Annotated in this window: 23 protein-coding genes; 12 read left to right on the top strand and 11 right to left on the bottom strand. The window is 73.2% G+C overall.

The window, feature by feature from the left end:
- Positions 1–18 precede the first annotated feature (18 nt).
- Together ABEA42_RS14470 and ABEA42_RS14465 are read right to left on the bottom strand one after the other, a co-directional pair.
- Positions 19–876 (bottom strand): hypothetical protein, encoded by an 858-nt coding sequence (locus tag ABEA42_RS14470; protein ID WP_345504409.1) that lies wholly within the window; start codon positions 874–876, stop codon positions 19–21.
- 22 nt (positions 877–898) lie between these two features.
- Positions 899–1,447: an RNA polymerase sigma factor gene (locus ABEA42_RS14465; protein ID WP_345504408.1), complete on the bottom strand. Its 549-nt coding sequence runs from the start codon at positions 1,445–1,447 to the stop codon at positions 899–901.
- 188 nt (positions 1,448–1,635) lie between these two features.
- Between ABEA42_RS14465 and ABEA42_RS14460 the strand changes: the two genes are divergently transcribed.
- A complete protein-coding gene (locus ABEA42_RS14460; RefSeq protein ID WP_345504407.1) occupies positions 1,636–1,884 on the top strand; it encodes a hypothetical protein in 249 nt (82 codons plus the stop codon).
- A 56-nt stretch (positions 1,885–1,940) separates the two neighbouring features.
- On the opposite strand, the gene ABEA42_RS14455 is transcribed toward ABEA42_RS14460, so the two are convergent.
- From ABEA42_RS14455 to ligD, 5 genes are read right to left on the bottom strand one after another with little or no spacing between them, the layout of a single operon-like run.
- Entirely contained in the window at positions 1,941–2,999 is a 1,059-nt protein-coding gene (locus ABEA42_RS14455) for a sulfate/molybdate ABC transporter ATP-binding protein (protein ID WP_345504405.1), read from the bottom strand.
- On the bottom strand, positions 2,996–3,790 hold the full coding sequence (locus ABEA42_RS14450) for an ABC transporter permease (protein ID WP_345504403.1): 795 nt from the start codon (positions 3,788–3,790) through the stop codon (positions 2,996–2,998). Before ABEA42_RS14450 ends, ABEA42_RS14455 begins: the two co-directional genes overlap by 4 nt.
- On the bottom strand, positions 3,787–4,623 hold the full coding sequence (gene modA / locus ABEA42_RS14445; RefSeq protein WP_345504401.1) for a molybdate ABC transporter substrate-binding protein: 837 nt from the start codon (positions 4,621–4,623) through the stop codon (positions 3,787–3,789). Before modA ends, ABEA42_RS14450 begins: the two co-directional genes overlap by 4 nt.
- Positions 4,620–5,024: a TOBE domain-containing protein gene (locus ABEA42_RS14440; protein ID WP_345504399.1), complete on the bottom strand. Its 405-nt coding sequence runs from the start codon at positions 5,022–5,024 to the stop codon at positions 4,620–4,622. Before ABEA42_RS14440 ends, modA begins: the two co-directional genes overlap by 4 nt.
- Before the next feature lie 42 nt (positions 5,025–5,066).
- Positions 5,067–6,041 (bottom strand): non-homologous end-joining DNA ligase, encoded by a 975-nt coding sequence (gene ligD, locus ABEA42_RS14435; protein ID WP_345504397.1) that lies wholly within the window; start codon positions 6,039–6,041, stop codon positions 5,067–5,069.
- 97 nt (positions 6,042–6,138) lie between these two features.
- Between ligD and gabT the strand changes: the two genes are divergently transcribed.
- Together gabT and ABEA42_RS14425 are read left to right on the top strand one after the other, a co-directional pair.
- A complete protein-coding gene (gene gabT / locus ABEA42_RS14430) occupies positions 6,139–7,470 on the top strand; it encodes a 4-aminobutyrate--2-oxoglutarate transaminase (protein ID WP_345504394.1) in 1,332 nt (443 codons plus the stop codon).
- Between the two features lie 195 nt (positions 7,471–7,665).
- Entirely contained in the window at positions 7,666–8,463 is a 798-nt protein-coding gene (locus tag ABEA42_RS14425) for an SDR family NAD(P)-dependent oxidoreductase (protein ID WP_345504392.1), read from the top strand.
- 70 nt (positions 8,464–8,533) lie between these two features.
- Here ABEA42_RS14425 and ABEA42_RS14420 read toward each other — a convergent pair whose 3' ends face one another.
- From ABEA42_RS14420 to ABEA42_RS14405, 4 genes are all read right to left on the bottom strand, one after another.
- The gene (locus ABEA42_RS14420) at positions 8,534–9,298 is read right to left on the bottom strand and encodes an SDR family NAD(P)-dependent oxidoreductase (protein WP_345504390.1); all 765 of its coding nucleotides are present in this window, start codon (positions 9,296–9,298) and stop codon (positions 8,534–8,536) included.
- A 42-nt stretch (positions 9,299–9,340) separates the two neighbouring features.
- Entirely contained in the window at positions 9,341–10,510 is a 1,170-nt protein-coding gene (locus ABEA42_RS14415; protein WP_345504388.1) for an acyl-CoA dehydrogenase family protein, read from the bottom strand.
- A gap of 78 nt (positions 10,511–10,588) precedes the next feature.
- On the bottom strand, positions 10,589–11,434 hold the full coding sequence (locus ABEA42_RS14410; protein ID WP_425572079.1) for an SGNH/GDSL hydrolase family protein: 846 nt from the start codon (positions 11,432–11,434) through the stop codon (positions 10,589–10,591).
- Entirely contained in the window at positions 11,431–12,108 is a 678-nt protein-coding gene (locus tag ABEA42_RS14405) for a uracil-DNA glycosylase (protein WP_345504386.1), read from the bottom strand. The genes ABEA42_RS14410 and ABEA42_RS14405 overlap by 4 nt, the downstream gene beginning before the upstream one ends.
- Positions 12,109–12,199: 91 nt before the next feature.
- Between ABEA42_RS14405 and ABEA42_RS14400 the strand changes: the two genes are divergently transcribed.
- The 9 genes from ABEA42_RS14400 to ABEA42_RS14360 all read left to right on the top strand — a co-directional run bounded on the left by ABEA42_RS14400 (position 12,200) and on the right by ABEA42_RS14360 (position 19,282).
- Entirely contained in the window at positions 12,200–12,859 is a 660-nt protein-coding gene (locus ABEA42_RS14400) for an HAD-IA family hydrolase (protein WP_345504384.1), read from the top strand.
- Positions 12,860–12,869: 10 nt separating this feature from the next.
- Positions 12,870–14,240 (top strand): pyridoxal phosphate-dependent decarboxylase family protein, encoded by a 1,371-nt coding sequence (locus tag ABEA42_RS14395; protein ID WP_345504382.1) that lies wholly within the window; start codon positions 12,870–12,872, stop codon positions 14,238–14,240.
- Positions 14,241–14,323: 83 nt separating this feature from the next.
- Positions 14,324–14,848 (top strand): hypothetical protein, encoded by a 525-nt coding sequence (locus ABEA42_RS14390; protein ID WP_345504380.1) that lies wholly within the window; start codon positions 14,324–14,326, stop codon positions 14,846–14,848.
- Positions 14,849–14,972: 124 nt separating this feature from the next.
- Positions 14,973–15,263, top strand: coding sequence for a DUF3263 domain-containing protein (locus ABEA42_RS14385; protein WP_345504378.1), 291 nt, complete (start codon positions 14,973–14,975; stop codon positions 15,261–15,263).
- 98 nt (positions 15,264–15,361) lie between these two features.
- The gene (locus ABEA42_RS14380; RefSeq protein WP_345504376.1) at positions 15,362–15,817 is read left to right on the top strand and encodes a GNAT family N-acetyltransferase; all 456 of its coding nucleotides are present in this window, start codon (positions 15,362–15,364) and stop codon (positions 15,815–15,817) included.
- Between the two features lie 23 nt (positions 15,818–15,840).
- Positions 15,841–16,185, top strand: a complete 345-nt coding sequence (locus ABEA42_RS14375; protein ID WP_345504374.1) for a VOC family protein — start codon at positions 15,841–15,843, stop codon at positions 16,183–16,185.
- A 4-nt stretch (positions 16,186–16,189) separates the two neighbouring features.
- Positions 16,190–17,239, top strand: a complete 1,050-nt coding sequence (locus ABEA42_RS14370; RefSeq protein WP_345504372.1) for a P1 family peptidase — start codon at positions 16,190–16,192, stop codon at positions 17,237–17,239.
- Positions 17,236–17,691 (top strand): hypothetical protein, encoded by a 456-nt coding sequence (locus tag ABEA42_RS14365; protein ID WP_345504370.1) that lies wholly within the window; start codon positions 17,236–17,238, stop codon positions 17,689–17,691. Before ABEA42_RS14370 ends, ABEA42_RS14365 begins: the two co-directional genes overlap by 4 nt.
- 163 nt (positions 17,692–17,854) lie before the next feature.
- Positions 17,855–19,282 (top strand): extracellular solute-binding protein, encoded by a 1,428-nt coding sequence (locus ABEA42_RS14360; protein WP_345504368.1) that lies wholly within the window; start codon positions 17,855–17,857, stop codon positions 19,280–19,282.
- The last annotated feature ends 39 nt before the right edge of the window (positions 19,283–19,321 follow it).

Raw genomic sequence — 19,321 nt, 5'->3', positions numbered from 1 at the left:
GCCGCGCTCAGCCCCTGCTCAGGAGGTCGGCTTGGACGGCTCGATGGGCTTGGGGGCCTTCGACGGGTGCGATGGCTTCGGGGACTTCGACGGCTTGACCGGCTTGGGGGACTTCGACGGGTGCGAGGGTTTGGCGGCCTTGTCCTTCTCGGCCTCGCTGCTGTCGTCCCCGGCGGTCGGGTTGCCGGGGTGGGGCACCTTCGCGCAGTAGGCCGCGATCCTGCCCTCGCCCCCTGCCGCCTCGGCGAGGTTGCGGAAGGCCACCGACCGACCCGGGGCGGTGGTGCGTCCCTTCGCCTGGTGGTGCGACCACGCGTTGCACAGCCCGAAGGCCGCGGGGCCGCTCGCATCCGGTCCGGCTGCCGTGGTCGCCGACCCCGAGGCGCCCGTCGTCGCCGTCCCCGACGCGTCCGTGGTCCCGTCCTCGTCCTCGGCGTCGTCCGAGGAGTGCGTCACCGACGACGTCGTGGTCGTGACCGTACCGAGTGGGAGTGCCTGGGGGGTGTGCGCGGGGCCGAGGGTGGTGCTGGTGAGGACCACCGCACCGACCGCGCCGAGGGCGAGCGCGGATCCCGCCGCACCGGCGAGGGCGCGGACGCCCAGCAGGGAGGACAGCAGGACGAGTCGGCGGGGGCGCTGACCGGCAGCCCTTGTCGCGAAGGTGTCGGTGTAGGCCGCCATGGCCTGGCGATGACCGTTGAGCTCGGACGGTGTCGCGGGACCGGTGAGGGCGTGCAGCACGTCGGCGGTGCGGTCGACCCCGGGCGGCCCGCCGGCGGGTCGGTGGCCACGCAGCAGCGACTCCACCTGGCTGTCGGTGAGGTGCGGCAGGTCGGCGTCGTGCGCATCGGGGTGCATGGGCTCGTTGCTGGTCACGTGGGAGAAGCGCCGTGGCGGCTCAGCGCGTTACACCTTCCCGGCTCAGCCTGGCTGCGAGCGTGCGCAGGCCGCGGTGGGCGGCGACGCGTACCGCCCCGGGGCTGCGACCCAGCATCGCGGCCACGGTGTCGACCGGCAGGTCGGCGAGGACCCGCAGCGCGACCACCTGCGCCTGCAGGGGTGGGAGGGCCGACAGCAGGTGCAGGGCCTCCTCGGCACCGTCGGGTTCGTGGTCCGGTGGGAGGTCGGGAGCCGCGACGAGGCGGTCGAGCCGTTCCGGCCCGGTGGTCTGCGGGCGGCGCGAGCGGCGGCGGGCGTCGTCGAGCGCGCGGCGTCTCGCCGTCGTGAACACCCACGCGTGCCAGGCGGTCTCGTCGCCGCGGAACCGCTTGAGGCCCTTGACGACGCTCACCCAGGTCTCGGCCGCGAGGTCCTCGGCGTTGTGGGCGGGCTCCATCCTCAGGTAGCGCACCAGGCGCGGGTTGAGGTCCAGCCAGAGCCGCGAGAAGGCCTCCTCGTCGCCGGCCTGCGCGCGGGCGAGGACCTCCGCGAACTCCTCGCGTGCCACGGGCACGAGTATGCGGCGCGGTGGCCTGCGCTGACTGCCACCCGGCCTCGGCTCGGCCGTTCGTACGACGGCGGTCCAGGGCCCTGTCGGCCGTCCCGCGATTGACGGCCCGGACAAATCGGGCGATGATCCAAGGGCTTCAAGCAGTCGGAGCCCCCATTTCGCCGTGCGAGCAAGGAGGCCCGCCGATGACCGATTTCATGGAGTCGGTTCGTCCGATGGAGTCCGTGCCCCTTGCCGGTGAACCGGTCGAGGAGCTCTCGGCGGAACCGACGGTCCGCCAGCTGCTCGCCGAGCTGGCCCACCTCGAGGACGTCGTCCGCACGGGCGGCCACCTGGACGGTCAGGTCGACGAGGCCCGGGCCGAGGCCGACGTCGTCGCGGCGATGGCCCGCCAGCAGGTCATCATCGACGAGCTGCACCGCCGCGCCCCCTGACCGGTGGGCCCCCGACCGGCGGTTCCTGAGCGTTCGGCCCTGACATTTGCCGCGCGTCAGCCGGGGTAGACGGCCACCTCGCTGGCCTTGACCGTCAGCACGACCGCGTCGCCGACCCCGATACCCAGCTCGGCGAGAGCCGCGGGCGTGACGTCGGCGGCAACGTGCGCAGTGTGCACGCGCACCTGGTGCCCGTGCGGCTCGAGGTCGGTCACCTGGGCGCGGACCGTGGTGCGGGGGCTGCCGTGCGGGGCCTCGCGGTAGACGCCGACGGCGTTCGGGCTGAAGACCGCGACCGCCGTGTCGCCGTCGGGGACGGCCTCGTCCGCGAGGCCCTCGACCCGCAGCCCGTCGGGGGAGGTGACCGCGGTGCTCGCCCCGGACGCCGTGGCGGTGCCGCGGACGAGGTTGAGCCCCGCGATCCGGGCGGCGAAGGCGCTCGTGGGGCGGGACAGCACCTGCGCGGTCGGCCCCCGCTCCACGATCCTGCCCTCCTGCAGGACCGCGACGTCGTCGGCGAGCAGCACCGCGTCCAGGACGTCGTGGGTCACCACCACCGTGGTCCGGTCGCGCAACACCCGACGCAGGAGCTGGCGGATCGCCGGCGCCGCCTCGACGTCGAGCGCGGACAGCGGCTCGTCGAGCAGCAGCACCTCGGGCTCGGTGGCCAGCGCCCGCGCGATAGCCACCCGCTGGGCCTGCCCGCCGGACAGGGCCGCCGGTCGCCGTCGCGCCAGCTCGGTCGCCTCCACCTCGGCCAGCCAGTGGTCGGCACGCCCGCGCGCCTCGCGGCGCGGGATCCCGGCGCTGCGCGGGCCGAAGGCGACGTTGTCGGCGACCGACAGGTGCGGGAAGAGCCGCGCCTCCTGCGCGAGCAGGGCGACGCCGCGCGCGTGCGGTGGTACCCACGTACCGGAGCCGTCGGAGGAGGACAGCAGCCGGTCGCCGAGGCGGACCTCGCCGGAGTCGGGGCGCAGGAGACCGGCGATGCACGCCAGCGCGGTGGACTTGCCGGCGCCGTTGGCGCCGAGGAGGGCCAGCGTGCGTCCGGGCTCCACGCGCAGCCGCACGTCGAGGTCGCGGGCCTGCACGCGCAGTACGGCGTCGAGGCTCACAGCGCGGTCCTCGACCGGCGCGTGACGGTGATGACGAGGGTGGCCACCACGACCAGGACGAGCGAGAGGGCCACCGCTGCCTGCGGGTCGGTCTCTCGCTGCAGGTAGATCTCGAGCGGCAGGGTGCGGGTCACGCCCTGGAGGCTGCCGGCGAAGGTGATCGTCGCCCCGAACTCGCCCAGCGCCCGGGCGAACGCCAGCACAGCGCCCGAGGCGAGGCCGGGGAGGACGAGGGGAAGCGTGACCCGCAGGAAGACCGTGGTCGGGCGTGCGCCGAGCGTCGCCGCGACCTCCTCGTAGCGCTGGCCACCCGTACGCAGCGCGCCCTCCAGGCTCACGACGAGGAAGGGCAGCGCGACGAACGTCTGGGCCAGGACGACGGCCGTGGTGGTGAAGGCGACCTGCAGGCCGAGCACGTCGAGCGTGTGGCCCAGCAGGCCCCGTCGCCCGAACGTGTAGAGAAGCGCGATGCCACCGACCACGGGCGGCAGCACCAGCGGGAGAAGGACGAGCGAGCGCAGCACCGACTGCCCCCGGAACTCCGTCCGCGCCAGGACCACCGCCATCGGCACGCCGAAGAGCACGCAGAGCACCGTGCTGGCCGCCGAGGTCCGCAGGCTGAGAAGCAGTGCCGCCCGGGAGGACTCGGAGGTCACGAGCTCTGGGAACTGCGTCCAGTCGACCCGCGTGAGCATCGCCAGCAGCGGGAGGACGACGAACAGCGCCCCCAGCGCGGCAGGCACGAACACCCAGCCGGGCAGTCCCAGCCTCGGTCGGTGGGTGCGGCTCACGGTGCCTTGGCGAACCCGGCGGCGGCCAGCACCTGCTGTCCGGCGTCACCGGTCACGGCCCGGACGAAGGCGTCGGCGAGGGCAGGGTTCCGCGAGGCCTTGAGCGCGGCGATCGGGTAGGAGTTCTCCGCTGCCGACGACTGGGCGAACGTGATGCCCTGCACCCCGCCTGACGCACCCTTCACGTCGGTGACGTAGACGAGGCCCGCGTCCGCCTCGCCGGCGGTCACCTTGCCGAGGACGTCGGTCACCGACTGCTCCTCGCTGACCGGCTCGATGTCGATGCCGGCTGCCTGCTCCACCTTCGCGGCGGCCGAGCCGCACGGCACGGCGGGGGCGCAGAGGACGACCTTGACCCCGGGCTTGGCGAGGTCGGCGAGCGAGGCGATGTGGGCCGGGTTGCCCTTCGGCACGGCGATCTCGAGGGTGTTGGAAGCGAAGACGACCGGGGGTGCTGCGGTGAGCGAGTCGGCTGTCACCCTGTCCATGTTCTTGGTGTCGGCAGAGGCGAAGACGTCCGCCGGGGCGCCCTGCTGGATCTGGGCGACGAGGTCGGAGGAGCCGGCGAAGCTGAAGGTCACCTTCGTCCCGGGGTGCGCCTTCTCGAAGTCGGCGCCGATCCGGGTGAAGGTCTTCTTGAGGGAGGCCGCGGCAAACACCGTGATCTCCCCGGACGGCCCACCCGACGAGCTCGACGAGCTGGACGACCCGCCGGAGCGGGAACCACCAGCCGTGTCGCCGGAGCCGCTGCCGCCGCAAGCGGTGGTGCCCAGCACGAGGGCCACGGCTGTCGCCACCGGCAGGACGCGGAGGACGTGGGGCCGGCGGTTCATGACGCTCCCTGCGGCGTCTCGACGATGACGGTCGTCGACTTCACGACGGCGATGGCGACCGAGCCGAGCTCGAGCCCGAGGTCGCGGACGGCCTCGCTGCTCATGAGCGACACGACGCGGAACGGCCCGCACTGCAGCTCCACCTGGGCCATCACGGTGTCGGTCCTGATGTCGGTGACGAGGCCGACGAAGCGGTTGCGGGCCGACCGGCCGACGTTCGACGGGTCGGCCGCGGTGTGCGCCTGGTCGCGGGCCAGGAGGGCCACCTGGTAGCCGTCGACGACCTTGCGCCCGGCCTCGTCGGCCTCGGACGCGAGGGCGCCGCTGTCGACCCAGCGGCGCACGGTGTCGTCGCTCACCCCCAGGAAGGTGGCGGCATCCTTGATCCGTAGCTGCGGCATGGAAGCCAGAGTACGTCCGCAGGTGCGGCTGTGGCGAGGGTTTCAGCCCGCGTCCGAGGTGTCCGGCGGGTCCGGGGCGCCGTCGCGCTCGTCGCGCTCCGCCCACTCCACCAGCTGGTCGATCTCGAACACCGCGTCGTCGATGCCGGCGTGGAGGTCGCCGAGCTCGGCGTACCGGGGCGGGACCGTGGCAATGGTGAAGTCGCCCGGGCTGACGTCGTCGACCTCGTCCCAGCGGATCGGGGTCGAGACCGTTCCCTCGGGGTTGCCGCGCACCGAGTAGGCGCTCGCGATCGTGTGGTCGCGGGCGTTCTGGTTGTAGTCGACGAACAAGGCAGCCGGGTCGCGGTCCTTGCGCCACCAGGTCGTCGTGACGTCCTCGGGCGCGCGGCGCTCCACCTCGCGCGCGAAGGCGAGCGCGGCGCGCCGTACGTCCTTGAAGCCCCACTGCGGGTCGATGCGCACGTAGACGTGCAACCCCGAGCCTCCGCTGGTCTTGGGCCAGCCGACGGCCCCCAGCTCGTCGAGCACCTCGTGGGCGACGTGGGCCACGCGCTGCACCCGGTCCCAGGGGCACTCCGGTCCCGGGTCGAGGTCGATGCGCCACTCGTCGGGCTTCTCCACGTCGGCACGCCGGCTGTTCCACGGGTGGAACTCGACCGTCGACATCTGCACCGCCCAGATCACGTGCGCCAGCTCGGTGACGCACAGCTCGTCGGCGGTCCGGTTGTAGCGGGGGAACTTCACCCGCACGGTCTCCAGCCACGGGGGAGCGCCGTGGGGCACGCGCTTCTGGTGGACCTTCTCGCCCGCCACGCCCTCGGGGAAGCGGTGCAGCATGCACGGCCGCTCGCGCAGGGCGCTGACGATGCCGTCGCCCACGGACAGGTAGTAGTTGACGAGGTCGAGCTTGGTCTCGCCGCGGGCAGGGAAGTAGACGCGGTCCGGGTTGGAGATCCGCACGTCGCGCTCGCCGACCTCCACCTCGACGGCGGGCGAGGTCGCCTTGGCTGCCATGGGCCCAACCTAGGGCGGGTACGCCGCGTCGGCACCCCGCGCCGCGTGGCTACCCGCGGCCTGTCGGCGCCCGAGGGGGCGGTCGTATGCTCGCCCCATGCTCGAGCAGAAGCGCATCCTCGCCACCAGCATCCCCGGCCCGAAGTCGCAGGCCCTGCAGCAGCGCAAGAACGCTGCGGTCTCCGCCGGCGTCGGCACCGGCCTCCCGATCTACGTCGAGCAGGCGGCCGGCGGCATCCTGCGGGACGTCGACGGCAACCAGCTCATCGACTTCGGCTCGGGCATCGCCGTGACGACGGTCGGCAACGGCAACCAGCGCGTCATCGACGCCGTCACCGCACAGGTCAACGACTTCACGCACACCTGCTTCATGGTCACGCCGTACGAGGAGTACATCCAGGTCGCCGAGGCGCTCGCCGAGCTCACCCCCGGCACCCACGAGAAGCGCTCGGCGCTGTTCAACTCGGGCTCCGAGGCCGTCGAGAACGCCGTGAAGGTCGCGCGCCACCACACCGGCCGACAGGCGGTCGTCGCCTTCGACCACGCCTATCACGGCCGCACCAACCTCACGATGGCGCTGACCGCCAAGAACATGCCCTACAAGCACCGCTTCGGCCCGTTCGCCAACGAGATCTACCGCGTGCAGATGGCCTACCCCTACCGCTGGCCCACCGGGCCCGACGCCTGTGCCGACGAGGCGTTCGAGACCTTCGTCGCCGACGTGCACGCCCAGGTCGGCGAGGAGAACACCGCGGCGGTCATCCTCGAGCCGATCCAGGGCGAGGGAGGGTTCATCGTCCCCGCGCCGGGGTTCGTCAAGAAGGTGTCCGACTGGTGCACCGAGCACGGGATCCTGTTCATCGCCGACGAGGTGCAGACCGGCTTCTGCCGCACCGGCGACTGGTTCGCCTCCGAGCACGAGGGCGTCGTCCCCGACCTGGTGACCACCGCCAAGGGCATCGCCGGCGGCATGCCGCTCGCGGCCCTCACCGGCCGGGCCGACGTGATGGACTCGATCCACACCGGCGGCCTCGGCGGCACCTACGGCGGGAACCCCGTGGCCTGTGCCGCGGCCCTCGCCTCCATCGAGACCATGAAGGCCGACGACCTGCGCGGTCGCGCCAAGGCGGTCGAGGCCCTGTTCCGCCCGCGGCTGGAGGCGCTCGCCGCGAAGTACGGCGTCATCGGTGACATCCGCGGTCGCGGCGCCATGCTCGCCGTCGAGCTCGTCAGCGACCTGGAGAAGAAGACGCCGGACGCCGACCTCACCGGGCGGGTCAACAAGGCCTGCCACGCCGCCGGCCTCGTGACCCTGACCTGCGGCACCTTCGGCAACGTCTTCCGGTTCCTGCCGCCGCTGTCCTCGGGCGACGACCTGCTCTCCGAGGGACTGGACATCCTCGAGGACGCCTTCGCCGCCTCCGTCTGAGGCTGCTCGGACGCACCGCAGTCGGCCACCCCGGTGCCGTGCCCCAGTGGGGCACGGCACCGTTCACGCAGTCGTCGCGTGTCGGTCGCCCGTGCCCACGGTCGTCGCTGTTAGACAGGGAACGACCCGGCCAAGTATGAGTTGGCCGGGTCAATTCGTGCCCCGGATCCCACCGCGGGGCGCCAGACTGCGGGGATGCCCCTGCCGCCGTCCCTCGACCTCTCCGGCCGCACCGCCCTCGTGACGGGGGCCGGGAGCCCGACCGGCATCGGGTTCGCCACCGCCCGCCACCTCGGGGCGCTCGGCGCCGGTGTGGTGCTCGCCGCGACGACGAGCAGGGTGAGGGAGCGGGCGCGGGAGCTGGAGGAGCAGGGCATCGAGGCACTGGGCCTCGTCGGGGACCTCACCGACCCGGACGTCGTGGCGGACCTGGTCGAGGCCGCGGCCGAGTGGGGCGGGCGCCTGGACATCCTGGTCAACAACGCCGGCATGGTCTCGACCACGCAGCCCGGGTACCTCGAGGGCGACCTGTCCGCCACGACCCACGAGCGCTGGTCCGCGTCGTTGCAGCGCAACCTCGACACCGCGTTCCTCGTCACCCGCGCGGCGCTGCCCCACCTGCGCGCCAGCGGAGCCGGACGGGTCGTCATGGTCACCAGCGTCACCGGCGCCGTGATGGGCATGCGAGGCGAGGTCGCGTATGCCGCTGCGAAGGCCGGGATGGTCGGCCTCACCCGCGCGCTGGCGGTGGACGAGGCAGGGCACGGCGTCGTGGTCAACGCCGTCGCCCCGGGGTGGGTGGCGACCGGTTCGCAGACCGCTGGGGAGGCGACGGAGGGGATGGCCACACCGGTCGGCCGCTCCGGGACGGCCGACGAGGTGGCTGCTGCGATCGCCTTCCTCGCCAGCCCCGGCGCGGCCTACACGACCGGCCAGGTGCTCGTCGTCGACGGCGGCAACAGCGTCGCCGAGGAACGCGCGCTGCCCCGCTGAGCAACAGGCGCTCGAACGGGGCAGGCGGGTTCCGGACGCGTGGCGCCGGGAACGGGTCTCGGTGGTCGGGTCAGCGCGGCGGCATCCGCAGGGCGCCGTCGAGGCGGATGACCTCACCGTTGAGCATCGCGTTGTCGACGATGTGGGCCACGAGGTTGGCGTACTCCTCGGGGCTGCCCAGGCGCGACGGGTGGGGGACCTGCTTCTCCAGCACGGCCTTCACGTCGCCGGGCAGGCCCGAGAGCATCGGCGTCTCGAACGTGCCGGGAGCGACCGTCATGACGCGGATGCCCTTGTCGGCGAGGTCGCGGGCCGCGCTCAGGGTGAGGCCGACGACGCCACCCTTGCTGGCGGCGTACGCGGCCTGCCCGATCTGGCCGTCGTAGGCGGCGATGGAGGCGGTCATCACGACGACGCCGCGGTCGCCGTCGACGGGCTCGTTGTCGAGCATCGCGGCGGCCGAGAGGCGCAGCACGTTGAACGTGCCGACGAGGTTGATGCTGACGACGTTCGCGAAGTCGTCCAGGGGCAGCGGGCCGCGCTTGCCGACGACCCGGCCGGGCGTGCCGACACCGGCGCAGTTGACGACGACCCGCAGGGTGCCGAGCTCGCGGGCGGCGTCGATGGCCGCCTGCACCTGGCCCTCGTCGCGCACGTCGGCCGGGACGAAGACGACCATGTCGCCGAGCTCGTCCGCCAGGGCCTGGCCGGGGGAGCCGGGCAGGTCGACGATGACGACGGCAGCACCTTCGGCGTGCAGCCGGCGGACGGTCGCGCCGCCGAGCCCGGAGGCGCCGCCGGTGACGAGGGCAACGGTGGAGTCGTTGATCTGCAAGGGGTTTCGGCCTTTCGAAGGGTGGGTGGGTGTCGTCCGGGCTCAGCCGCGGAGCAGCTGGCGGCTGATGACGAGCCGCTGGATCTGGTTGGTGCCCTCGAAGATCTGGGTCACCTTCGCCTCGCGCATGTAGCGCTCGAGCGGGAAGTCCTGGGTGTACCCGGCGCCGCCGAGCACCTGGACGGCGTCGGTGGTGACGCGCATGGCGTTGTCGGTGGCGACCAGCTTGGCGACGGCGGCCTCCTTGCCGAACGGCCGCCCCGCGTCGCGCAGGCGGGCTGCGTGCAGGTAGGCCGCGCGGGCCGAGGTCACTGCGGCCTCCATGTCGGCGAGCAGGAAGGCCAGGCCCTGGTTGTCGCCGATGGGGCGGCCGAACTGCTGGCGGTCCTTGGCGTAGTCGACGGCGCGGTCCAGCGCGGCCTGGGCGAGCCCGGTCGCTGCGGCGGCGATGCCCAGGCGCCCGGAGTCGAGCGCCGACAGGGCGATGGACATGCCCTGCCCCGGCTTCCCGACGAGCCGGTCGGCGGCCACCTCCACGCCTTCGAAGTGGACCTCGCCCACCGTGTCGCAGTGCAGGCCCATCTTGCGCTCAGGGGTGCCGAACGACAGGCCCGAGGAGTCGCCCGGGACGACGAAGCAGGACAGCCCGCGGGCGCCGTCGTCGCTCGTGCGCGCGAAGGTCGTGTAGAAGTCCGCGTGCCCGGCGTGGGAGATCCAGGCCTTGGTGCCCTTGAGCCGGTACGTCGTGGGGCTCCCGGCGTCGTCGGCGGTCGCCCGGGTCGTCATGGCCGCGACGTCGGAGCCGGCGCTGCGCTCGGAGAGGCAGTAGGCCCCGAGCTGGTCGCCGGACAGCATGTCCGGCAGCAGCGCTGCCTTCTGGGCCTCGGTGCCGAACGTCGCCACGGGGTAGCAGGTGAGCCCGTGCACCGAGACGCCAACCGCGACGCTCATCCAGACGGAGGCGATCTCCTCGACGACTTGGAGGTACACCTCGTACGGCTGGTCGGCGCCGCCGTACTCCTCCGGGTAGGGGAGGGAGAGCAGGCCCGCACGGCCCAGGACGCGGAAGGCCTCGACGGGCAGGGCCGGGGTCGTGGCTGCGGCGCGCTCCGCCTCGTCGACGACCGGTGCGAGCTCCTTGGCGCAGATCTCGCGGGTGAGGTCGATGAGGTCCTGGCCCTCCTCGGAGGGCATCAGACGGGTTGCTGGCATGCCCCCGATGGTAGTAGTAGGACGTCCTACTACCTGCATCGCCGAGGTCAGGGGCGGGGGCCGGCGGGAGCGGGTGGGTCAGGTACCGCGCGACGCCGGCTCGACCGGCGTGAGCTCCGGGCGCTTGGCCGTGACCGTGTCGCCGGAGGACTCCCCGCGCAGGCGGCGCTGCACCCACGGGGCCAGGTGGGTCCTGGCCCAGGCGGCGTTCGCCGCGGTGGCCTCGCGGCGGCCGACCGGTGGCAGCGACGGCAGCGGCGTGCTCCAGTCGGCGCGGTCGGTGTCGTGGCCGAGGGCCGACAGGGCGTTGAGCGCCACGCGGCGGTGGCCCTCGCTCGTCATGTGGATGCGGTCCTCGGACCACAGCCGGAAGTCCTTGAGGGCGTCCATGCCCCACTGGTTGATCACGTAGCAGCCGTGCTGCTGGGCGATGCTGAAGATGTTGGCGGAGTGGATCGCGTGCCGTCCGCGCAGGTGGCGCAGCAGCGGTGCGCCCGCGGGGTCGGTCGGTGTGGCCAGCAGGACGTCGGAGCCGGCGTCCCGCAGGCGGACCACTGCGGCCTCGAGCCGGGCGGCGATGGCGTCGAGGTCTGCCTTGGGTCGCAGGATGTCGTTGCCGCCGCCGACCATCGAGACCAGGTCGGGGCCGAGGGCGAGGGCCGCGTCGAGCTGGGGCCCGATGACGTCGGCCAGCAGCCGCCCCCGCACGGCGAGGTTGGCGTAGGCGAAGTCGCCACCGGCGTCGTGGGCGATGGTGGCGAGGTGGCCTGCGAGGCGGTCGGCCCAGCCCACGTAGGCGTTGTCCCGGCTGGGGTCGGCGTCGGACATGCCCTCGGTGAAGGAGTCGCCGATCGCGACGTAGCGGTGCCACACCTTGCCGCCGCTGACGGGCAGGTGCGTCTCGTTCTCGGGCAGTTCGGTCACGGCAGGCTCCAGTCGATCGGGTCTGCGCCCTGCTGGGTCAGCAGCTCGTTGGCCCGGCTGAACGGGCGGGAGCCGAAGAACCCCGAGTGGGCGGACAGGGGTGAGGGGTGGGCGCTCTCGACGCACGGGACCTCGCCGAGGTGGGGCACGAGGCTGCGGGCGTCCCGGCCCCAGAGCACGGCCACGAGCGGTCCCCCGCGTGAGACGAGCGCCGAGATGGCCTGGGCGGTCACGGTCTCCCAGCCCTTGCCACGGTGGCTGGCCGGCGCTCCCGGGCGGACCGTGAGCACCCGGTTGAGCAGCAGCACGCCACGGTCGGCCCACGGCGACAGGTCGCCGGTGGTGGGCCGCTCCACGCCCAGGTCGGACTGCAGCTCGGTGTAGATGTTGGCGAGGCTGCGCGGGACCGGCTGCACGTCCGGGGCCACCGAGAACGACAGCCCCACCGCGTGGCCCGGGGTGGGGTAGGGGTCCTGGCCGACGATGAGGACCCGCACGGCGTCCAGGGGCTGCTCGAACGCCCTCAGCACGTGACCACCGGCGGGGAGGTAGCCCCGGCCCGCGGCCGTCTCGGCACGCAGGAACTCGCCCATCGCCGCGACCGTCCCGGACACGGGCTCGAGGGCGGCCGCCCACGAGGGGTGCACGAGCTCGGCGAGGGCAGCAGGCGGCATACCCAGAACGTATCCCTGCCGCCCCACCACGGCCCCACGGGGCCGGTCACCCCGGACGCGTCCGGGCACCGCGCTTCCCTACGCTGGAGCGGTGACCTCCCTCCGCTGGCCCGTGGTGCTGTTCGACTTCGACGGCACCCTCGCCGACACCATCCCCCTCATCGTCGCCTCCTACCGGCACACGCTGACGGCCGTGCTGGGCGAGGAGGCGCCGGAGCACGAGGTGCGGTCGTGGATCGGCCGGCCGCTGCAACCGGTGCTCGAGGAGCGCTACCCCGGCCGCGGCGCCGAGCTCACCGAGGCCTACCGGGCCTGGAACCTCGCCAACCACGACGACCTCATCCGCACGGTCGACGGGGTGCCGGCCCTCCTCGACGACCTGCACGCCGCCGGCGCGCGGACCGGGGTCGTGTCATCGAAGAAGGCGGAGACCGTGCACCTCGGGCTGCGCGCCGTCGGCCTGGCCGACCGCATCGACGTGCTCGCGGGCCAGGAGGCCACGCCCCACCACAAGCCGCACCCCGCCCCGCTCCTGCACGCCGCGCAGCAGCTCGGCGCCGCGCCGCAGGACTGCGTCTACGTGGGTGACGCGACGGTGGACGTGGAGGCGGCGCTGGCAGCCGGTATGGGTGCCCTGGCCGTGACCTGGGGTGCGGGACTGCGCGCAGCGCTGGAGGCCGCGGGACCGGTCGCCACGGTCGACGACGTGGCCGCCCTGAGGGCTGAGCTGTTCGCCGCGGCGCGGGCCTAGACTTCGCGGCGTGCACGGCTACAGCGACCAGCAGCTCGAGACCCTCGGCGACGCGATCCTCGCCTACTCCGCCGACCGGCTGAAGCTCGACCCGGTCCCGCTCGACGGCCCGCGGACCCTGGCCGAGCTCGACGTCTCGGCGGGCCGCACGATCACGCCGCAGGGCATCGGCGGCCTCGCGGCGCTCAAGCTGTTCGAGGAGGACCTCGCCCCGGCGTGCATCTCCACCGACCACCCGCGGTACCTGTCCTTCATCCCGTGCGCGCCGACGGAGGCCGCCGCGATGTTCGACCTCGTCGTGGGGGCGTCGTCGATCTACGGCGGCTCCTGGCTGGAGGGCGCCGGTGCCGTCTACGCCGAGAACCAGGCGCTGCGCTGGATCGCCGACCTCGTCGGGATGCCGCCGGAGGCCGGCGGCGTCTTCGTCCCCGGCGGCACCATCGGCAACCTGTCCGCGCTCGTCGCGGCCCGCCACACTGCCCGGATGAACGCCGCCCACGAGGGCCGCCAGGGCCCCGGTGGACGCCCCTGGCGCGTCGCCGCCACGCACGGCGCGCACTCCTCGATCCAGTCGGCCTGCGACGTCATGGACGCCGAGATGGTCGGTGTCGAGGTGGACGAGCAGGGGCGGCTGACCGGCGAGCGCCTGCGGGAGGCGATCCTCGCCCACGGCCCGGAGACCTTCTTCGCCGTGGTTGCGACCTCGGGGACCACGAACTTCGGGATCGTCGACGACCTCGCGTCGGTCTCCCAGGTGTGCCGCGAGTTCGGGATCTGGTTCCACGTCGACGGTGCGTACGGCGGTGCCGGCCTCGCCGCCCCCTCCGTGCGTCACCTGTACGACGGGATCGAGCACGCCGACTCCTTCATCGTCGACCCGCACAAGTGGCTCTTCGCGCCGTTCGACTGCTGTGCCCTGCTCTACCGCGAGCCCGCGCTGGCCCGCGCCGCCCACACCCAGCACGCCTCGTACCTCGACGTCCTCACGGCCGCCCCGGACTGGAACCCCACCGACTACTCCGTCGGGCTGACCCGGCGCGCCCGTGGGCTGCCGTTCTGGTTCAGCCTCGCCACCCACGGCACCGACGCCTACACCGAGGCGGTCGAGCGGACCCTGGAGGTCACGCGGTTCGCCGCGGCCGAGATCGCCCGGCGCGACCACCTCGAGGTCGTGCGCGAGCCCGACCTGTCGGTGGTGGTGTTCCGCCGGCTCGGCTGGAGCGCCGCCGACTACCAGGCGTGGTCCGACCGGCTGCTCGCGGAGGAGTTCGCGTTCGTCGTGCCGACGTCGCACGAGGGGGAGACGCTGACGCGGTTCGCCATCGTCAACCCCCGCACCTCCGAGGACGACATCGTCGCCATCCTCGACACCATGGCCTGACCGTCGGCCGTCGCCCTGCGTGACCTTGGGCCCTGCCCTGTCCGTCCCGGGCGCAGGAGGGTGGAGCCGACGGGAGGAGCGCCATGGCGACCACGGTGCGCACGAGGAGACGGCAGCCCCTGGCGGTGCGGGTCACGGTCGGGCTGCTGGTCTTCCTCGGCCTGACCGCCGCAGCCGGCGGCTTCGTCATGACCACGGGACTCGGCGGCGAGCAGGTGCGGCCGCCGCGGGAGTGGCTCGACGGCATACCGCTGGTCTCGAGCTGGGTGGTGCCGGGGCTCGTGCTGAGCCTGGGGTTCGGCGTCGGGTCGCTCGTGACCGCCTGGGGGATGCTGCGGCGCCCGCACTGGGCGTGGCTCGGCGCCGTCGAGCGACTGACCGGTGAGCACTGGTCGTGGCTGGCCGCGGTCGTCCTGGGGGCCGGGCAGGTGGCCTGGATCGCCCTCGAGCTGGTGTACCTGCCGGCCGTCTCGTGGTTCCACCCGCTGTACGGCGCGGTCGGGCTGGCCCTCGTCGCGCTCCCGCTCGTGCCCTCGGCCAGGGTGGCCCTGGGGGCGAGGACCGGGGGCTCGCGTGCACCCGCAGGTGTGGCGCCGCGGGCGTCCTGAGGCTGCTGGGACCGGTGGGACGAACCCGTCGTGGACGCTGCCGCCAATTGGCCGGAGTGGAATGACAAGCGTGTGATTCGGTCCGTATAGTTGGCCCTGCACGCACCGTCACGAAGGGTCGAGAGTGAACGCCGCACACGAGCAGGATCACGTCAGCGCCTCAGCCACACTGAGCGAGCGCGACCGCGAGATCATCGCCTTCGAGCGGCAGTGGTGGAAGTACGCGGGGGCCAAGGAGCAGGCCATCCGCGAGCTGTTCGACATGAGCGCCACGCGCTACTACCAGGTGCTCAACGCCCTGATCGACTCCCCGGCGGCCCTCGAGGCCGACCCCATGCTCATCAAGCGGCTCCGCCGGCTGCGCGCCTCCCGGCAGCGCGCCCGCAGCGCCCGCCGGCTCGGCATCCAGCTGTAGCCCCCCAAGCACAGGAGCGCCCGTCCAGAATCGACTGGACGGGCGTTGCTGTGTCCGAAGCCGTCGCGCCCCGCACCCCGGCGTGCTTGACTTCCGGCGTGGCAGACGTGCGCACCCGTCCCGCAGGCGCTGACGACGCCCTGGTCGTCGCCGGCCTGACGCTCCAGTGCGCCCTGCACCGGGGCGGGTCGACGGAGCCGGGTTTCCTCGACCGCTACGCGCGGTCGTGGTCCGCCCAGCTGCGCAGCCGCCCCACCTGGATCGCCGAGGTCGGCGACCAGCACGCCGGGTACCTGCAGGCGTCCCTCCTCCCCGCCCTGCCCTGGCCGGGGCGCCGCGACGGGGGCGGCCAGCTGGTGGTCGACACGTTCTTCGTCCGGCCCACCCACCGCGGGATCGGCGTGGGCGAGCACCTGCTGCGCGCGGCCGTCGACTGGGCACGTGCGGAGGACCTCGACGAGGTCCGGATGGCCGCCGGCACCCACACCCGTCCCATGGTCGAGCGGGTCGGCCTGCGTCCCCACGAGGCCGCCTACCACCTGGGGCTGCGGTGAGTCGCAGGCTGCGGGTGGGGTCGGTGGTGGTCAACGTAGCCGACGTCCCCCGGGCCACGGCGTTCTGGACGGCCGCCCTGGGCTACGAGCCCCGCTACGAACCCGAGCCCGACTGGGTCGTCCTGCAGCCCCTCGACGGCGGCGGGCCCAACCTGTCCCTCAACCTCGGGACGACCAGACCTGACCCGGTCCCGCACGTCCACCTCGACCTCTACGCCCGCGACCAGGCCGCCGAGGTCGAGCGCCTCGTCGCTCTCGGCGCGGTCAGGGTCGAGGACTGGCCCTACCCCGACGACCCCTTCGATTACGTCGTCCTCGAGGACCCCGACGGCAACCGGTTCTGCGTCGTCGACGCGTCGCAGGACTGAGGCCGTGCAGCCCGGCCCGACCAACACGCTCACCGACGTGCCGGGGGTGCGGGTCGGCCACGCCACGCGTACCGAGCCCGGCTGGCTCACCGGGACCACCGTCGTCCTCGCGCCGGACGGAGGGGCGGTGGCCGGCGTCGACGTGCGCGGTGGCGCCCCGGGCACCCGCGAGACCGACCTGCTGGACCCCCGGAACCTCGTCGACCGCGTGGACGCGGTGGTGCTCACCGGCGGCAGCGCCTTCGGGCTCGCGACCGCCGACGGCGTCCTGCGACGGCTGTACGCCGCGGGGCGCGGCTGGCCCATGGGTGCCCCGGGGGAGGTGGTGCCGATCGTGCCGGCCGCCGTGCTGTTCGACCTCGGGCGCGGGGGCGTGTTCGACCACGTCCCGGACGCCGAGGACGGCGCCACGGCGCTCGACGCGGCACACGGCAGCGCGGTGGAGCAGGGGTGCGTGGGCGCGGGCACGGGAGCGAGGGCCGGCGGGCTCAAGGGTGGGGTCGGGTCGGCCAGTGCCGTCCTGGAGGACGGCACCACGGTGGCCGCCCTCGTCGTCGTGAACGCCCTCGGTGACGCGGTGCACCCGTCGACCGGTGAGCTGTACGCCGCCCGGCACGGCCTCGGGGAGGAGCTCGCGTGGCTCCGGGCGCCGGAGCGCGCCGAGGTCGACGCGGCGGCGGAGCGGGCCGCGGTGGCCCACGCGGACCAGCCCGTCCGGGCCGGGACGGCCACCACCATCGGTGTGGTCGCGACCGACGCCACCCTCGACAAGGCGCAGTGCCAGAAGGTGTGCGGGCTCGGGCACGACGGACTCGCCCGGGCGCTGCACCCGGTGCACACGCTGCTCGACGGCGACACCCTGTTCACCCTCGCCACGGGTCGGCGACCCGCCCCCGACCTCCCCGCGCTGCACGCACTGATGGTGGCGGCCGGTGACTGCGTGACCCGGGCGGTGGCGCACGCCCTGCTCTGCGCCACCTCGGTCTCGAACGGCGCAGTGGACCTCCGCTCGTACCGCGACGCGTTCCCGTCTGCTGTCAGGATGGGGCGATGACGGCTGACTGGAGCACCCCCGAGGGACTTGCCGAGATCAAGGCCGCGCTCGCCGCCACGATCGAGGGCTGGCGCAGCCCGGTGGCCTACGCCGTCGGGATCAGCCCCGCGTCGAGCTCACCCGAGGTCGAGTTCCCCCACGTGAACCCGCCGGGCGGCACGCACGGCCTGCCCTGCGTCATCCTGGCCGCGGTGGTGGGGCACGCCCACGGCAGCGCGACGTACGAGCTGTCGGCGCAGCAGCTGTCCCAGGCGGTGGAGACGCTCGCCCCGGCCGAGGCGTGCACGTCCCTGTCCCACCCCAACCTCGCGGCCTGGCGCGAGGTCCTCGAGGAGCTCGGTTCCAACCCCGCGCGCACCGCGTACGCCGTGTTCGTCGGCGACCTCGACGACCCGGTGACCTCCGCGGCGGACGCCACCCTGCGCACCCTCGTGCAACCGCCACCGTCCTGACCGACTTTGGCCTGACAAAGCGCCAGATTGTCACCGTGGAACCTTTTGCCCCGGTGTGGAAGGGTGCTGGTGCGGGTCAACGCGGACCCGCGGTCGGCGTCGACCACCCCCGGGGCCCCTGGGTTGGTCGCCACCGGCACCTCATCCCCCGGAGGTCACCTCGATGCGTCTCTCCCGCCGGGCGGTGCTGCTCACCAGCGGCACCGCCGTATCCCTTCTCCTGACCGGCTGCGTCGGTGCCAAGGACTCGGGCACCAAAGCCAACCCGAGCGCCAATGCGAGCGCCAAGGACGTCACCCTCGTGATCAGCGCCAACGACGTGGCGGGCGGCAAGAACGCCGCCGAGGCCGCTTGGATCACCGACTCGGTGATCCCGGGCTTCGTCGCCGCGCAGAAGGCCAAGGGCGTCACGGCCAAGGTCACCTTCAACGGCTCCGGCGTGGAGGACGAGCAGTACAAGACCAAGCTCGAGCTCAACCTCAAGACCGGCAGCGGCGCCGACGTCTTCGCGGCGGACGGCATCTGGCTCGGCGAACTGGCCAGCGCCGGCTACGTCAAGCCGCTCGACGACGTCGTGGGCGCCCCGGCCAAGAGCTGGGACGGCTGGCAGCAGATCTCCAAGGCGGTGCAGCAGAACCTCACGTACAAGGACCAGCTGTACGGCATCCCCAACGGCACCGACGGACGTGTCCTGTACTTCAACAAGTCGCTGTTCTCGAAGGCCGGGCTGCCGGCCGACTGGCAGCCGAAGTCCTGGGCCGACATCATCGCGGCCGGCCAGGCGCTCAAGAAGCTGCCCGGGGTGAACCCCATCCAGATCAACGCCGGCGTGCCCATGGGCGAGGCGACCAGCGCGCAGGGCTTCCTGCCGCTGCTCGCCGGCACGGGCCAGCCTCTGTACAACGACTCCGACGCCAAGTGGCAGGGCGCCACGGCGGGCGTCAAGGACGTGCTCGACTTCTACAAGCAGGTCTACGGCGGCGGCTTGGGCGACAAGCGCGTCCAGCAGGACAAGGCCGGCCGTGACCAGTCGTTCGCCGACTTCAGCAAGGGCAGGATCGGCATCCTCGCCGAGGGCGACTACTTCTGGCGCTCGGTGATCTGCCCCTCGAAGAAGGACTGCGGCACGACCTCGATGGCCAACCGCAACGACGTCGTCGGCTGGGCCAAGATCCCGGCGATGGCCCCGGGCAAGGGAGTCAACGGGCAGGACTTCGTCAGCGTCTCCGGTGGCTCGGGCTGGCTGCTCAGCCCCAAGACGAAGTACCCCCAGCAGGCGTGGGAGCTCATGGCGTTCATGGCTTCCAAGGACATGCAGACGGCGCTGTCCAAGGCGCAGATCCGCATCTCCGCGCGGGCGGACGTCAACGACCAGACCCTCTCCGGCGACCCGCTGCTGACGTTCATCTCCAAGGAGGTGCTGCCGATCACCACCTACCGGCCCTCCGACGAGAAGTACAACGAGGTGTCGCTGGCGATCCAGGAGGCGACCGGACAGGTCGTCACCGGCACCAGCCCGGACGAGGCCGCGAAGACCTACCAGGCGTCCCTGCAGAAGGCCGTCGGTGCCGACCACGTCTCCGGCGGCTGACACCGCGCCGGTCCCGGCCCAGCCGGGACCGGCGGCGTC

The sequence above is a fragment of the Pedococcus ginsenosidimutans genome (assembly GCF_039544395.1).
Taxonomy (GTDB): domain Bacteria; phylum Actinomycetota; class Actinomycetes; order Actinomycetales; family Dermatophilaceae; genus Pedococcus; species Pedococcus ginsenosidimutans.
This window is presented reverse-complemented; position numbering and strand designations above follow the sequence as displayed.

Bases quoted from the DNA above. Each gene is read 5' to 3' on its own strand.
- ABEA42_RS14365 (WP_345504370.1), top strand. From the start codon at position 17,236: ATGACGGCTGACTGGAGCACCCCCGAGGGACTTGCCGAGATCAAGGCC.
- modA (WP_345504401.1), bottom strand. From the start codon at position 4,623: ATGAACCGCCGGCCCCACGTCCTCCGCGTCCTGCCGGTGGCGACAGCC.
- ABEA42_RS14390 (WP_345504380.1), top strand. From the start codon at position 14,324: ATGGCGACCACGGTGCGCACGAGGAGACGGCAGCCCCTGGCGGTGCGG.
- gabT (WP_345504394.1), top strand. From the start codon at position 6,139: ATGCTCGAGCAGAAGCGCATCCTCGCCACCAGCATCCCCGGCCCGAAG.
- ligD (WP_345504397.1), bottom strand. From the start codon at position 6,041: ATGGCAGCCAAGGCGACCTCGCCCGCCGTCGAGGTGGAGGTCGGCGAG.
- ABEA42_RS14425 (WP_345504392.1), top strand. From the start codon at position 7,666: ATGCCCCTGCCGCCGTCCCTCGACCTCTCCGGCCGCACCGCCCTCGTG.
- ABEA42_RS14440 (WP_345504399.1), bottom strand. From the start codon at position 5,024: ATGCCGCAGCTACGGATCAAGGATGCCGCCACCTTCCTGGGGGTGAGC.
- ABEA42_RS14360 (WP_345504368.1), top strand. From the start codon at position 17,855: ATGCGTCTCTCCCGCCGGGCGGTGCTGCTCACCAGCGGCACCGCCGTA.
- ABEA42_RS14460 (WP_345504407.1), top strand. From the start codon at position 1,636: ATGACCGATTTCATGGAGTCGGTTCGTCCGATGGAGTCCGTGCCCCTT.
- ABEA42_RS14405 (WP_345504386.1), bottom strand. From the start codon at position 12,108: ATGCCGCCTGCTGCCCTCGCCGAGCTCGTGCACCCCTCGTGGGCGGCC.
- ABEA42_RS14415 (WP_345504388.1), bottom strand. From the start codon at position 10,510: ATGCCAGCAACCCGTCTGATGCCCTCCGAGGAGGGCCAGGACCTCATC.